This is a genomic window from Sporosarcina pasadenensis, assembly GCF_047228845.1.
Lineage (GTDB): Bacteria > Bacillota > Bacilli > Bacillales_A > Planococcaceae > Sporosarcina.
Window position 1 is genome coordinate 66123 of record NZ_JBFEGM010000004.1, and the last position, 14432, is coordinate 80554.

Consider the following 14432-nt stretch of genomic DNA (forward strand, 5'->3'; position numbering starts at 1 on the left):
TCGGGGACGTTATTTCATATCATGAACCCTTGCTATGACTACATTTTGAATATCTAACGTCGGACGTTATCGATATTTTTGAAACACAAATAACCCAACGTCGGACGTTAGGAGGTAGAAACCTTATAGCATCAAAGGTAAATCAATCTTTTTACGTCAGACGTTCATTTTGTTCAACGTCGGACGTTAACAGTTGAAATTGCTTTACTATCAACGATTAAAGGCTATATTAACGTCGGACAAAAGGTTATTCATCATCGACCGGCTTGTATTCCGACAAATAAGGCATCGGATCTTCCTTCTCACCAGCCCGAATGATTTCAAAGTGGAGATGATTGCCAGTTGATGTTCCTGTTGAACCGCAAGTGCCGATCACATCACCTTGGGAAACAGTCTTATTTATCCCAACTGCTACCGAATCCATATGAGCGTATAGCGTAGTGATTTCCCCGTGATTGATTATTACATGAAGGCCATAACCGTTTGACCACCCGTTCTCGGAGGCGAAAATGACGTTTCCGCTTTGTGCAGCAAGTATCGGATCGCCATTCGTACAGGCAAGGTCTACACCTGTATGGAATCGTTCATCACCGTAGACAGGGTGTATCCGATAACCGAAAGGGCTGTTTATCTTTAATCCCGTCAATAAGGGAATCATCCAGTCACCTACAACATGAGCCTCGCAGTTCATTGTCAAACCGCCAAATTGAGCAACGAATTTTGTAACTGCTGGCACCCAATGGTTGTTAAGACCAGTGGGATCATTCTCAGCCCCAATTGGCGCATAGGCGCTTCCTAAATCGTCAATCGTAATCAATCCATCCTTTATAATTCGATTGTGCAATGTTTTCCCCATGGCTTCTATGCCATCTTCAATCGTCAAGAAGGAATATAAAAAACGACTGCCGGTTGCAGGGTCCATCAAGCCACCTGGATTGTTCTTTAACATGACAGCTGCAGACGTTCCTGAACCGGTTTCATGAAAAGCGATAGCAGCCATCAATACCGGGTCTATGCCATATTTTTCAGCAACCTCAATAAAAACCGCTCCCTTGTCCGTAAATTTGCCGGCATTGTTGAACTGGGAGAAAAACAATTCCTCACTGATTTCCCCATCCGGTCGGCATACTGCACCTCCTGCAAAATTCCATCTTTCATCATCTTCCTCAGTAAAAACTATGAACACGCTAAAAAAGAGGAAAAGGGCGAGTATGGATAACAGAAGAAGCAAACCCGGACTGGCTAAGATAGGCACCAGCCATAGCAACCTTTTCATATCCCTTGGTTCCCCCTATCTTTTTTGGTCATAGTTCAAATAGAAATCAGTGATCTGGAATTTTCCGTTACTGTCCTTTTCAAACATCATGCTGTAAATATCAGTGTCCTTTCTGACATTGCCATCCCTATCCAACACTTCGCTTACAACGATCCCATCCCATGAGATAGCAATCAAAGTAGGCGCGGCAGGTTCTTTTATTTCTACGGATAGAACTTTTCGTGAAACGATACCTTCAACATCCTTCATCCCTTCGATTTTTTCAGCCTTGGCATCTCTCAGGTAATCAATATGGCTTTGAATCAAAATCCCCTCAACAGAATTTAATTGTTCGGTTGGTTTCTTCCTATCAAACATGTGGAATTTGGTTACAAAGTCTTCGGCCAGCATCTTCGTTTCATCTAAATACTTTTCAGGAAACATATCAATTTGTGTTGGTTTTTTAGTGACTTCATCGGGTACTTCCAAATAGTTTTTGGTAAAATTATCATCCGTGTTTTTGTTCACTTCTTCAGATTTCATTTCTTTATTACTGACGTTTTGATTTTCTGATCCACCTTCCTTCGAGGTGTATTGCCAAATCCTACGATTCTCGCTTGACGCTAAATCCTCAACTGCATTCACTTCTTTTTTCTTCTCCTTCGCCTTATCAACGACACCCACAATAAATCCCAATAATAAAAGCGTGACAGAGAGACCTATCACGCTAATCATTATTATCCGTTTTGTTTGTTCATTCACACGGTTCCAACTCCTTCATTAACATTTCTTGCTTACAAAGGCAGACAGTTATTATTTTTGAAGATCACGAAGTGATTTTAGGTTATTTTCTTTCATAAGGGCTTTACGTTCTTTCTCCTCAACAGTATTTCTTTCATTTTGGATATTCGCGACAAACGTATCGGCAAACCCATTTTCCCATTCGCCCTGCTCTGCTTTATCTACAACTAAATCAAAATGCCTTTCCATTTCCGACTGACTAAGGTCATCTATTCCTTGTGATTTCAAAGTATTTAACGTCAGGTCAATCATTTCTGACGGGAGACCCCTGTTCGAAAGCTCGTTGGTTATCATTGTTCTGTTCATGGGAAGTCCGTTTTCCTCTTCACCGTATAAATTCTGCTTTTCTGCTTGCAACTGAAATGATCTTCTTTCATCGGTAATACTTCCATTTTCAATTGTTTTAGCGAAATTTCCTTCACTACTGTTCTTCTCAATTTGCTCAGCAAGCTCATCATCTGAAAGTTGATTAAGTCCTGCCTTTTCGAATGTCTTCATCGCTTCTTTCTTCATCTGAGGGTTATGTTCTTTACCAGTCAGGACGTTTTCTGGCCTACTCTTATCCATACCGGATAATGTTTTGTCTTTTCCTGACTGAGACATCTTGCTTAGATGGACTAGATGCTGAGCCTTCATAGCGGAACCTGCCACATCACTTACGCTACCTTCACCAGTCACGACTCTACCAACCGAACCTCCGATTGCTGCTCCTGTCATTGCTCCAGCTGGGCCGCCAGTAACAGCCCCTGCGACGGCACCGCCCGCTGTTGCGACATTTTGCATTCCCTTTTTAAATGGTGCGTTGAATGTTCCCGAACTCTCTCGAAGTGCTCGAATGGTATTTGAACCTGACGAGAAGATGTCCTTGATCCTGTTCCTTAATATGAAGATTGTAGCAAACAACAACAGATTGAAAGTTGCTGCACCTACATAGCTATAAAACGGATTGGATCCTCCTGTGAGTGATTTGAAATCTGCAGCATATATGATGTCTGAGATAACAAATACAATCAACGCAACGAACGAAACAAATATCTTCAAGGCCAATGGTATGCCCAACTCAATGAAATATCGTTTCATTACATTGAACTGACCTGGAATGGCCGCTATGAGTAAAGCAAAGGGTGCAAGAGTAGCAATCACCATGAACCAAAACTGAAAGAGTATTAAACAAAGTGATAATAAGTAGATAGGAAGCGAAACAAGACCGTTAATTACCATGTAAAAATAAGTAAAGGCTAAACGGCTGTTCACAGCGGAATATTTCATCATGTTATTACCTTTTCCACTTTTTTCGGAAGCCTCATCCTCAACTACTTTCGTAAGTCTGCTTTCACCTACAGGCTCTTTCAGTATACTTTTGACTCGTTCAACTCCCATAGATCTATCTCCACCTCCAAGAGCAGCAACATCATGCGTACCATACTGCATATAAAGGTAAGGCCTATCAACAAACATTCCCCAAATACTGTCTTTCATTTTTGTTCTTGGGTCCTCAATATTCGATTCTTGACCTTCTGAATGACTAGGAAGACTCACAACAAAACCACTTAGTTCAGTTGTAATCTTGTTAGCTCCTGTTAAAAGAGCTGTATAATTCGCAAACATGAAAATCGCAACTGTAAGTGCAATGACTGTCTGAAAAACAGAAGAAAACGTCTCAAAGAAAGCTCTCTTTACGATGAATATATACAACGCATACATACCGGTCAAAACAGCAATAAGCTTTACGAGATTCCCGAAAAGACCAGTTCCAATATTAAAGGTACCTCCGGAAATGCCTGTGATATTATCCATAATTGACTCTAATTCAATTATGATCTTCTCAGTAAAGTCCGCTGTATATGCCAAGTCGTACATGACCAACATGGTATAGGTCAAAAATATATTTATATCAAAAACGATATTGTTTACAAGATTGACCATTTCACTTAGTTTGTTTCCAACGTTTTCTTTTACATCTGCCCAACCAAATAATTTGTCATAGGTATCAGCCCAGAAATCAGCTCCGTCATCGAATGTCTCAACATCTTTATCCGAAACCGCATCTAAGTGATAATAAGATTTTCCATCGTCTTTAAATTCACCGTATTGATCAGTAATAATATCCATGATGTCAGACTTCTTACTATTAGTCTGGCCTTCATTCGCCATTCCTAATTCTGTAGTTCCAACTCCAAAAGAAAAAAGAATCAGCGTTAGTAACAAAATTATTTTCTTGTAGTGAGATTTCATTTGATTTCAGGCCATAAAAATAACCCTTCGCTTATTGCAAAGGGTTTAATGGGGCCTACTGCCTCCTCTCGGACTTAGTGAAAATCCTTTTATTCTTTTTGAGAGAGTTCATGAATTATTGTTCCAGTTTCGGCATCTCCATCATTGATCATCTCCGGTCTTTGACCATAAAACGACTCTACTTTCCATTCTTTTTCATCATTTTGTTTTAGGATAATCCAATCATTAATTAAATCACCATTATCGTTTTTTCTGCTATATCGATAGATCGCTTCTCCGATATTCTCATCATAAAAATTATCATATCTTCTGAGTTCATAATTACCATCTAGTTCTTCAAACTTGTTCGGAAATTCATGAGCCTCCAATAAATAATTCTTTTTCTCCTTCAGCTCTTCAACACCATCAGAGGACAAGTACTTTAAGATTTCGGGATAATTTTGTTCAATCTTCGCAACCATAAAATCATGAGCTATCTTATCCGTCTCTTTAAATACATCCGCATACTTCTCCGTATTATCAACAGATTTCTCATTCGTTCCTTCTTTGCTTTCAGCGGAGCACGCTGCCATAAGAAAAGTCATGGCTATGAGCAGAAAGAAACTCCGCATACTTTTTTTATACAATTCAACACTCCCTTTCAATGGTTTTTATGTTATCATACAACTCTCACTTTTTCACGTTCCCTTTCCTCTTCGGATGAAGTTGAGGAATCGAAAGCATCTAGCAATTCAACAAAGACAGGATTGATTTTCACAACGGCTGACCGACCATAAATGTCTTGGAATAATGCTTCACCACGATCCAACGACTTCAATATGTCGATATTTGCATTTGTTTTGGGAAGATTGAGATAGTCCAGCATCTCTTCCGCTTCACTCGTCTTACGTAAACCAAAGCTGAATTTCATCCCCATATTTGCGACGTCGTTCCCATGGTCGGAAGCATTCTGAGACCCCTTCATAAGCGTAGTATTATAGAAACGACCCATACGAACAATGAAATCCATTAGTTCAGAACCAATAGCACTCCGCTCAATGGCGCTCGCTTCATCCTGAAGGATGAATTTATGGGTCCCCCTATCCCCTTTGAACATGTATTGCTTTGTCCAAGCGGTGATGGATATCATAATGGCTTCGGAGATCTTATGGACTGTTCGCGGATTCTTCTTTTCACTGGATGAAGGAAGATTCAAGTTCTGTATCATCAATACCTGAATCGGTTTATCGTGACCCAAGACTTTGAAGTCTTGACCTACCTCACCAAATAGCAACATAGACAACTGATTGCGTTTCAAAGTTTCTAAAGTACCTCTCAACCTTTCCAATGACTCATAACGGCTACTCGACATGCTTTCAGGGCGATCCTCATACAAGTCATGGAGATATGTCAAGACGCGGCCTATACACGGGTCAGGCATATTAGCGACTTCCTCCACTGCTTCGCTCAAGATATTGTAGGCATCATCATTCAGACCGATGTTTGATAGATACGATAGAATGTCCATTGTGATATCTTTTGCCTCCTCGATGCTTGTACTCGTCCTAAATGGATCGAGCGAGCCAGCATCATCAGGGTCAGAGCCAAGTGTCCATACCTCAATGAACTCTTTCGGAATGAACGGCAGCCCCTTATCCCATCCAGTCCTGTCTCCTTTCGGATCAATTATCAACCCTTTCGAACCTGTCAATGTGGCTAGATAAATGAACAGATTCATGAAAAACGATTTCCCTCGCCCTGTCATCCCTGCTACGAGTACAGATATGGAATCCACTACGTTCCCTAATCCATCGAAAGCCTTTGCTGCTAGATCGGGCTGGATAAAGACAGGCTTGGAAAACTGTGAAGTATGACCGATATAAAACCCTCTATTATCCCCGATATTCGTGGTGGCACCGAACATCATGCCAGCAAGCACTCCCGGGGCGACTTCCATCTTATAATCGTCATGGTATTTTCGTGAGCCGGGTATTGACTCCAACAAAAGGTGAAGCTGTTCACCATATGGTGCCACGATTTTCAAGCCGAACTTAGACAATTCATTTCTTAATAAACCGACGCGAGTCTTCAACTGTTCCTCGGATTCAGCGGTAACCTTGAAAATAAACGAACAGGCGAAACCAGGGAATCCAGTTTGTTTGAAATAGTTTTCCATCTGTATGGTTCCGCTTTGGGATACATCCACGCTCATATCAACGACTTGTCCGCCTTTTTCAGCCTCTTTTCGTTGGTCCCTGAATTCTAGTTTTGCGTTCGTCAATTTCTTCTTTATCATTTCATTCGGTTGATTTTCTGCACGTATGGAAATTGTCAAAGGGAATGGCATGCGTAATTGAATACGATACAGCCATTCGCTGCCGGGATGATGTTGCACGTCATCCATATATTCTATGGTCAAGTATTGACAGTACAGGTCTTCAATTTCATTGTCGTCTGTGATTCGGCTCAGCTGCAAAGTCTTCGGTCCGATTTCCCTAATATTCGTATTCTGCAAGTCGAAAAAATCTCTTTTATTATTTCGAATTGCTTTATGTTTGGTCCCATGCTTGTCCATCCCCTCAACAACAGTCCCAATTTCGAAAGAAGTTCGAGGTTTAACATCCGTGTTATTGTTTCGTGTACTAAAAGCCTTTTCGGTAATGAAGACCAGTTCTTCCGTTGTGACTTTTTGGATACGTGAGCCAAATGAATTCGCAACTGTGGATTCTATAGAAACCGCTTGGCTTTGGTATGCTCTAATCTCACTTTCAAGGATGTCATCCGGATACAAACCTACAGCCTGGTAAAGCGGTGAACTAAATCCTTCAAAGAACTTCTTGATGGAAGTCAATGCATTGATACCGGCATTACCTGAAACGTATCTGTTTTTCTCAGGATCTAATTGAATACCGATATAATGATGGTATTCACTTGATTCATTCAATTCCCGTTCATTTTCAAGGGCTTTTTTGACTTGCTCAATAAATTGAATCCCATTCTCTTTCAGGGGATAATCTTTCAATTTCATTTCCTCGATTGTCGAGTTCAAAATTCCTTTTATATTTGTTGGGTTAGGTACGACAAGAAAATGAAGGTCAAGCCCTACATTCGTCAGGAACGACATTTGCTGTTGGAAGGGTAGAATCTTCTCGTCATCTTCCAAAAAGTCATAGTTGAACCCGTCTATTTTATAGTAAGCCCAAACGGTACCGTCATGGGAGAAGATCAAGTTATTTTCTATATGTTTTACGGGAAACTCGATTTTCATGTTAACCACTTCCTTTGATTTTTATTAGAAAGAAGAAAGCTGCCCTTAGAGAACAGCTTCTTCCCGATTTACGTCATTGACGTATTTTCCTCATGCACTTTTATCGTCTCCTCAACTTCCCCCTTTGCATCAGTGGTTGGTACCTCAATTAACTCCGGGTCGTCGTTTAAGATACGGGTCAGATAATTCATAGCTATTGCATGCTCTTCATCAACTTCTCTAGGCAAAACAAACAATTCGTCAGCCATGTTTGATCCGGCATAGGTATAATAGTTATTGAATTGATAATCCCTTTCTATTTCCACTTCCCGTCCTCTATAAGATGTACTGTTCTTCAATTTCCTTATTTGATAGGAAAAGAATGAACGGAAAAAGTGAATTGGTGACCTTCCTTCCGTCCCGACGTCCGCAAGTAACCAAGCAAGTCCAATCGGAATTAGAATCAAAATCCCCACCGGCATCCAATTGATTAAGCGACCGATTCCAGGCGTAAAGTAAATGGCTGCTTCCAATATTGCAATTGAAATGAAATACAGGACTGTTTTCAACCGTAGCGGTCTTCCTAATTCCAAACCGAAAATTTGATAAAGCTGCCTTTCAAAACGAATGAAATTGTTCAGCACATAAAGCGGAATCCTATTAATGAGCTTTCACCCCCATGCTTTTCACTATCAAGGAACGGCAAAGAGGTTACTGAACCCTCCTTGCCGTTAAATAAATGCTGGTTTTTATTTGCCTAAATTCAATTTCTCCGCAAAAAACTCGGAAATACCAATCAAGACATCCGGATTCACGATGAAAATTCCAATAAAGGCAAGACCGATAACAACACCGATCATCGCGATCCACGCTCTCTTAAAAGCCGTGACAATCAGGGCAACAAACAGAACGATGAACAACGCCCACTTGATTTCCTGTGAAAACCATGTAAACAGTCCTTCTAAACTCATTCAATTCACCTCCCTACACAATAAAAAAACAGACGATTGTCTGCATCATCCTTACCTATTCATCTAGTTGACCCTTTTCCAGACCATCTTCCATATGGGGCCGGGACTCTCAATCTTCAGTCGCTTTACTATCCTCTTCAAATTTAATATCTTTCAGTTCATCGATGTATGACTTATTATTGATGGACAATACGGTGTAACGTCCTTCCTTCTCGGCCAACACTAAGAGATAGGAGGAAGTGAATTCAATTCCAGTATCCGGTTCAGCAAGGATAACTTCGGTTCTAATCACCTTTTCTTCCGCTTTTTTCCCTGTAAATATTTCCGTGTTGTTCAATCTGACAAAATTCATTGTCTGGTTCAGTCCATTTTGGTGTTTCGGATCTTCCACGATATAAGTTAGCTTGTCCTTGGAGTCTGTTGAATAAGCTTCAAAGAACGTGTCTAGGAATGCCTTGATGTTTTGAGTACTACCGTCTGTGACTGACTTTAGACCGTCTGTTTCAAGAGCAATCGATCCATCAATCTTCTCCTGCTCCACGTAGGTGAAACTTGGCAATTCATAAATAATAAAACGATTTTCTTCCTCGTCAAATAAAACAGGGACGGAAATAAACTTATCAGCCTTCACCTTTTCCGGAGCGACTTTCGCTTTGTCTTCCGTCTGGTTATTGATTGCCGTTTGTTGGAACAACACTTTCACTTGAAATGTGATAAGTGCTTTGGAATCTCCAAGATTATCTATATCCTTCAGCACAATGTTTTCACGGGTAAGTGTCGAGTTCCAGTTGCTACCGCCTGTTACCGCCTGCTCACTCAATTTATATGGAAGATAACGACCAAGCCGCCCGATTCGATCACTCCTTTTCTCGTTATCTAAATTCCAATTGAAATAGGTTACGAGGAAACTTTTTGAGAACTCAATTCCCTCGGCGGAAGTTGCTTTGTTTATTTCTGACTTATCTCCTTCATTCTCTGCATTCGAGAGACGATTAGAAGAAAACAGACTAACGAAAACAGTCAGCAGCATAAATGAAAAAAGCAACCAGAAAGTGAATGCCCCAAGCTTCTTAGCCCGGTATCCTTTCGGTCTGCTTTTGTTTTCCCGTATTCTAAATTCTTTCTTTCGTTTTTCATTTTCATTCGCTCTTTTGAAAATCTCAATTGCCGTTTTTAAAAGACCGTCCTTTGGAGTTCCCGACTTATTTAATCTCTTCCTCAATATCGATTACCTCCCTCCATTTTTCTCGTTCTCCTATCGTTAAAACTTCTTCGAGCTACCAACGACGATAAAAATCGCGACAATCAATACAAGTGTAGTCACTGTCCCGTATTTAACTAATGATGACTCATAAAGATTGATAACGTGCATCTTCAGTTCTTTCCATAAAGGGATTAACGTTGGAAATTGCTCCAACAACAGGCTACCAATCACAACGATTAGGAAGACCATAAGAATAGTCCCGATAATTAGCTTAAACATTCATTCACCCCCTTTCACAGAATCGTGCATCACCATCCCTTGCGATATTTTCGGTGGTCATCAATACCGTTGGTAAAAAAAGATGCAGCTGCCAGCGTTCCTATGAATTTTCGAATGAGCAAACTCAATGCTGTTAATCGTCTTCCTGATTTTGAAGATACAGGCCGAGCATGTGCAGGATATTCCTTTGCAAACAGATTGATAGCATCATCATCGGTTTTCGCTCTCCCCTCCCTCTTATAAGCAATCAATTGCTCCAAAACCTCTTTGGAATGATATTTCGGCATCAATGAAGATTGATTTTTCAAGGCCTGCTCAACAGTTTCGATATTCACCTGGACGGCTTTTTTATTTTGCTCATAAAACGCCAACTCTTTAGGGTTCTTCTTTGCCCTAAGAAAGCACCTGACGCCTGTATTGTAAATCCATATGAAAAAGACTATTACACTTATATAGACAGAAGTGTAATACAGGAACACAGGTGCATAGATGAAGATAAAAGGGTCAATTCCATTTCGTGCATAATTCACGAAGATCATAAAAACAGGTAACCAGATGAACGATCGTTTCACGATCTTACGCATGGTTGCCTTGCTTATCGTTTTTTCACTACCCATGTTTTTTTGAACGGATTCAAGTTCCATTAATTCCTGTTCCAGCATTTCTTTCAGGACAACCGCCTTATAGGTCTGTTCTAAATTCATCTGCATATTCCTCACTCCTTTCACAATGAAATCGTCAGAAAGCAGCCCTATACCGAGCTTTCAATCCTTCCAGTTTGATATAAGGTATATCAACGCAGTAATAGTCACCTCCACGATGTTCGATCCGAGAAGAAATATAAAAGCCTCCATCTTTCATATCCGAGTCTTCGCGCCACACATCAATCAAGGAACCACTCGTAAATTCTTTCCCACATAGCTCATAGCGACCTCGGTCATTCTTCACCAAGTGCCCTTCTATCAAAACCTTCTTATTTAAATCGACGATGGAGGAATAAGCCTTTTCAAGTCCCTCCATTGCTTTGTACAATATGTGATATTTTTGGACATCTTCGGCATTCAAATTGAACACGTTTATATTATCCATGAGCTTCCGCGTATCTGTTAAAAGACGTTTGATTTGATATTCAGCTTCAACATAAGAATTGATCGTTGTTTCTAGTAGCTTCATTGGTACAGCCTCCTTTCATTTTCAACAAGTCCCGAAATAAATGTTCTGAACTCCATCACCGAACGGATTCCCAGCGCTTCTCTAATTCTCCTCTTTGGTATCCCCTCCTCAAGTAGCGTTAATATTTCCTGGGTGGTTATATCCTGTTTTTTCTCAAGGATAGCTTCAAGATACGTATCTGTATTCCAAAGTTCATCACCTACTTTGCGCATTTCTATATAATTGGGACAGCCGCCGCATAGAGCTTCGACCATCTCCCTATCATTTGATCGATCCCCCATCATTACCATTTCTTTAAACAGACAGGAATCACACACCCTCAACGTTTCACAAACTTTCAAGAACTTTTTCTTCTTACGCATACGTAGCTCTTCCTTAGTCTTCAATGTTTCGCACCTCCATAAATGATTAGAATTCAATGCCAAAAGACGACAGCATCGCACTAGCGCTGTCGTCTATCGCTCGTTCAGTTATTATTGAATCTTTATTGGTATCATCCAACTGGACAGACCCGGCTGAAAGACCGCCTTCGATTTTCGTCAATAGTTCCAAATGTTGTTTCGCCAAGTCTTCACGTAATAGCTGCACTTCTTTTAACAATCGCCTGTTTTCCTCATTCGATTTTTGATCTCTTGATATTGTCCGTACAGCCAAACGTAGCATCTGCCTGATGGTCTCGCTTCGCTTCTTGTCCGGAACGCGTGCCAACAAGTTATAGATTTCTTCATCCTCTTCTTGAAGACGGAAGCTATACCGCTTTTCCCAATTTGCATTCATATCACATCACTGACTTATGACGGCGATCCAACTGATCGAATACTGACTTGCCTAATCTCAAATAGCCGATTGTGTTTGCAAATTGGCTTTCCGTTATCTTCAACAAACGGTTATCAAAATGGGGCTGGATAAAAGGCTCGAACAGTTCGCCACCCCCACCTGCCAAGAAAATCGCGTCAAACAGATCTGATTCTTCGGCCCATACGTTTTTCAAGCGATCCACAATGTTAGAGGCTATGGACTTCTTACTGGATTGAATAATTTGGCTGAAATCAATACTGTTTCCTTTATACTTCAATTGATCATCCTTTAAAATTCGATTGATATAAAGCTCACTCAAATCCGCGCCACCTGTTTGCGCCTTGAAGGATTGTCGAATATCCCTATACAAATTATTTACACCGTCATCCACAGTACCGGATAATTTCGCCTTTGGAACAAACGATCCGTTCTCCTGTATCTCAACTACAACAAAATCAGTTGTTCTAAAACCGATATCAATTAATCCAATCAGAGACCCTTGATTCATGAATTGAGAATAAGTGAATTTCCCTTCATGATTGATCAGGGCTGAAAAGATGGCTGAAGCACCCTGCGGAAATACTAATGCACGTTCTACGTTCACTTGTTTCGCCCCTTCAACTAACGGACCTGACTTCCATTCAATAAACGACTGGATGCCAGTAATGGAAGATTGAAAGTCCTTGGCTTGTGCCTGATAGAAGTCAAGCGGTAAACCGGTTGAAAGATTGACTGAGCCTCCTCTGCCACTCGTGACAAGTTGTATGGCTGTATTCAAAAGGATATGTGTGTAAACATGATTGAACCGTTCACGTTCAAAGATACGGGATAACGAACGTGATTCATTGGCAAGTTCACCTACAAAATAATCTTCATTCTCAATGGTTACATGCATGTTTGCCATGTCATTCGGTGTATCTCCGAGTATATTCGTAATTCCCCTGTCGTACCCTTTCCCGACCAATGAAGGGAAAATGACACGCTTCCCTGATGATGATATCGCCTTAACAAAACCATAGCCCAAATCGACTGCAACGTTCTCCAACCTAATTACCTCCTAGAATTTCATATTCAACTTTGCTACGATGACCCAGCATACATAAATAATGAGTGATAGCCTTGCGATTCTATCAATTAATGTAAAACTCAAAGACGGTATTGAAATGCCCACGTATTTACTGGAGGGATAGAACAGCTTCACTTTTCCGGTCAGCATGTCTCCTGTAATGTGAGCCAGGATGCCACCAATACATGCATATGTCACCCACCACTCGGCAAATGGATAAACCAGTATGCCGACAACGAAAGCAAATAGAAGCGAATGAGTAAAGGTACGATGACCAAACAATGAATGGATTGGAAGGGATACAAAGAAAAACAGCTTCCCAAACTTTGATTTCGGTTCATCAAGATCTGGAATGACTCCTGCAACAGCTCCAACAGCAGCCCCTTTCCAATCACCCCCTGTCACCGTATATCCTGCTACCATTCCCGAAATAGCGTGAGTGGACCACTCCACCAGGCAACACCTCACCTTTTAATTCATCAGCCTCCATGTCCCTTCCATCTCCGTTCTCACCTATCCTTTTTCCTAACAAAGGAAAACATGGGCTGAAAAATTGAAGGAGAGCGAACAATACATCGCTACACCATCCTTTTTCCAGCCCATGTTTCAGATTGTTTTTTGTATCTTCTGATTAGGCAGCCTGACGCTGAAATATTCCAGTACTCAATAAGAAAAAGCTGCCATGTAAAGGCAGCCGATTCTTCAACTTAAGCAACCGTTAGTTGAATAACAAAACTTTCAATTTGAATCAATAATCAATTGAATTGGCTATATCTAACAAGGTTTCAGGTGTAACTTTATCTGATACTCGTTTATCAATACTTAACATATATTGCCAATCATCTATCTCGAAAACAAGCACATTAAATCCTGAAATAGTCATATAAGTGGCTATAACCCCATTTTTTAATTCAAAGGTTTTTACCACGTACTTCTCCCTTATAGGAATATTATTCTTTATCGGTCGAACATTAATTTTATAATGATTTTCAGATATTTGATCATTTATAAACATCACTTCAAATGAGTCATTAATGTCGCCATCTAAATCATTAAACCTGCCAAAATGATGGGTAAAGCTTATTGGTGGTACTCTAAGCGGAAGCTTAAGTTTTTGTTTGAAATGCTGTTCAAAATCGTCCAACGCAGCTTCCACAGTTTTGTAACCTCCTTCAGAATAAATTTCTTCATAAGAACTGGGTTTATCGTTTGCAGTTGCATATATGGTCAAGAAAAAAAACAAACAAAATGAAATCAACAATAGCGGAATAGTTCTGGTCATTTTTAATCACCTCAAATTATCTTTAGGTGTAGTCTTCCCAGATTCGCTAAAATCATCAAATTGACATTGCTTGTTAAACTAAACTGCCCCGTTAGTTCAATAAGAAAAAAGCTTTACTCCTTCTTCAAGTAAAGCACCCGTT

General features: G+C 40.4%; 16 protein-coding genes. All 16 read right to left on the bottom strand.

Translation table 11 applies throughout. The annotated features are described in order from the left end of the window. Positions 1-247 precede the first annotated feature (247 nt). Positions 248-1276, bottom strand: a complete 1029-nt coding sequence (locus AB1K89_RS07215) for a peptidoglycan DD-metalloendopeptidase family protein (RefSeq protein WP_413054099.1) — start codon at positions 1274-1276, stop codon at positions 248-250. 15 nt (positions 1277-1291) lie between these two features. Beyond that, entirely contained in the window at positions 1292-2017 is a 726-nt protein-coding gene (locus AB1K89_RS07220; protein ID WP_413054100.1) for a hypothetical protein, read from the bottom strand. A gap of 51 nt (positions 2018-2068) precedes the next feature. Beyond that, entirely contained in the window at positions 2069-4291 is a 2223-nt protein-coding gene (locus tag AB1K89_RS07225) for a CD3337/EF1877 family mobilome membrane protein (RefSeq protein ID WP_413054101.1), read from the bottom strand. An 89-nt stretch (positions 4292-4380) separates the two neighbouring features. Next, positions 4381-4917: a hypothetical protein gene (locus tag AB1K89_RS07230; protein ID WP_413054102.1), complete on the bottom strand. Its 537-nt coding sequence runs from the start codon at positions 4915-4917 to the stop codon at positions 4381-4383. A 32-nt stretch (positions 4918-4949) separates the two neighbouring features. Further along, positions 4950-7538, bottom strand: coding sequence for an ATP-binding protein (locus AB1K89_RS07235; protein ID WP_413054103.1), 2589 nt, complete (start codon positions 7536-7538; stop codon positions 4950-4952). Positions 7539-7606: 68 nt separating this feature from the next. Continuing rightward, positions 7607-8161 carry a TcpE family conjugal transfer membrane protein gene (locus AB1K89_RS07240; protein WP_413054104.1) on the bottom strand — a complete coding sequence of 185 codons (555 nt, stop codon included), beginning with the start codon at positions 8159-8161 and terminating at the stop codon, positions 7607-7609. A gap of 105 nt (positions 8162-8266) precedes the next feature. Further along, positions 8267-8488 (bottom strand): hypothetical protein, encoded by a 222-nt coding sequence (locus AB1K89_RS07245; protein WP_413054105.1) that lies wholly within the window; start codon positions 8486-8488, stop codon positions 8267-8269. A gap of 109 nt (positions 8489-8597) precedes the next feature. After that, positions 8598-9710 carry a conjugal transfer protein gene (locus tag AB1K89_RS07250; protein WP_413054106.1) on the bottom strand — a complete coding sequence of 371 codons (1113 nt, stop codon included), beginning with the start codon at positions 9708-9710 and terminating at the stop codon, positions 8598-8600. A gap of 39 nt (positions 9711-9749) precedes the next feature. Then, the gene (locus tag AB1K89_RS07255; protein WP_413054107.1) at positions 9750-9971 is read right to left on the bottom strand and encodes a hypothetical protein; all 222 of its coding nucleotides are present in this window, start codon (positions 9969-9971) and stop codon (positions 9750-9752) included. Positions 9972-10000: 29 nt separating this feature from the next. Then, a complete protein-coding gene (locus tag AB1K89_RS07260) occupies positions 10001-10681 on the bottom strand; it encodes a hypothetical protein (protein ID WP_413054108.1) in 681 nt (226 codons plus the stop codon). Positions 10682-10709: 28 nt separating this feature from the next. Continuing rightward, positions 10710-11144: a DUF5348 domain-containing protein gene (locus tag AB1K89_RS07265; protein ID WP_413054109.1), complete on the bottom strand. Its 435-nt coding sequence runs from the start codon at positions 11142-11144 to the stop codon at positions 10710-10712. After that, entirely contained in the window at positions 11141-11530 is a 390-nt protein-coding gene (locus AB1K89_RS07270) for a hypothetical protein (protein WP_413054110.1), read from the bottom strand. Before AB1K89_RS07270 ends, AB1K89_RS07265 begins: the two co-directional genes overlap by 4 nt. 22 nt (positions 11531-11552) lie before the next feature. Further along, positions 11553-11921 (bottom strand): hypothetical protein, encoded by a 369-nt coding sequence (locus AB1K89_RS07275; RefSeq protein ID WP_413054111.1) that lies wholly within the window; start codon positions 11919-11921, stop codon positions 11553-11555. 1 nt (position 11922) lies between these two features. Continuing rightward, entirely contained in the window at positions 11923-12987 is a 1065-nt protein-coding gene (locus AB1K89_RS07280) for a ParM/StbA family protein (protein ID WP_413054112.1), read from the bottom strand. 12 nt (positions 12988-12999) lie between these two features. Then, entirely contained in the window at positions 13000-13461 is a 462-nt protein-coding gene (locus tag AB1K89_RS07285; RefSeq protein ID WP_413054113.1) for a metal-dependent hydrolase, read from the bottom strand. Between the two features lie 295 nt (positions 13462-13756). Further along, positions 13757-14290, bottom strand: a complete 534-nt coding sequence (locus AB1K89_RS07290) for a hypothetical protein (RefSeq protein ID WP_413054114.1) — start codon at positions 14288-14290, stop codon at positions 13757-13759. Positions 14291-14432: the final 142 nt, after the last annotated feature.